This is a genomic window from Blastococcus deserti (genome assembly GCF_042682525.1).
Classification (GTDB): Bacteria; Actinomycetota; Actinomycetes; order Mycobacteriales; family Geodermatophilaceae; genus Blastococcus_B; species Blastococcus_B deserti.
The window spans coordinates 1-676 of the sequence record NZ_JBHUHP010000034.1; the positions used below are offsets into that span (position 1 = coordinate 1).

Annotated in this window: 1 protein-coding gene; it reads right to left on the reverse strand. The window is 71.6% G+C overall.

The features are described from left to right. Positions 1 to 639 (reverse strand): ABC transporter ATP-binding protein (locus ACFSHS_RS22510; RefSeq protein ID WP_376881166.1); only part of this gene is annotated, 639 nt, incomplete at its 3' end. Positions 640 to 676: the final 37 nt, after the last annotated feature.

Here is a 676-nt window from a genome sequence, read left to right on the forward strand (position 1 = left end):
CGTGCCGGTCTCCACCACGCGGCCCTGGTCGAGCACGACGATCCGGTCGGCCTTGCGGATGGTGGAGAGCCGATGGGCGATCACGATCGTCGTCCGACCGGCCATCAGCCGGTCCAGCGCACCGAGCAGCAACCCCTCGGTGTGCACGTCCAGCGCGCTGGTCGGCTCATCGAGCACCAGCACCGGCGCGTCCTTCAGCAACGCCCGCGCGATCGCCACCCGCTGCCGCTGCCCGCCCGACAACGTCGCACCCCGCTCCCCGACCACCGTGTCGTAACCGTCGGGCAACTGCGCGATGAACTCATGGGCGTTGGCCGCCTCGGCCGCCGCGACCACCTGCGCCCGCGACGCCCCCGGCCGCCCGTACGCGATGTTCTCCGCGATCGAGATCGGGAACAGGAACGACTCCTGCAGCACCAACGCCACCTGCGACCGCAACTCCTCGACCGTCAACGTCCGCAGGTCATGACCGTCCAGCCGCACCGATCCCGACTCCGGATCGAACAGCCGCATCAACAGCCCCGCCACCGTGCTCTTGCCCGCCCCCGTCCGCCCCACCAGCGCCACCAGCTCACCGGGCTCCGCCCCGAACGACACCCCCCGCAACACCGGCCGCCCCGGCACGTAGGAGAACGTCACCGCCTCCATTCGCACCTCACCCCGCGCCCGGCCCAAC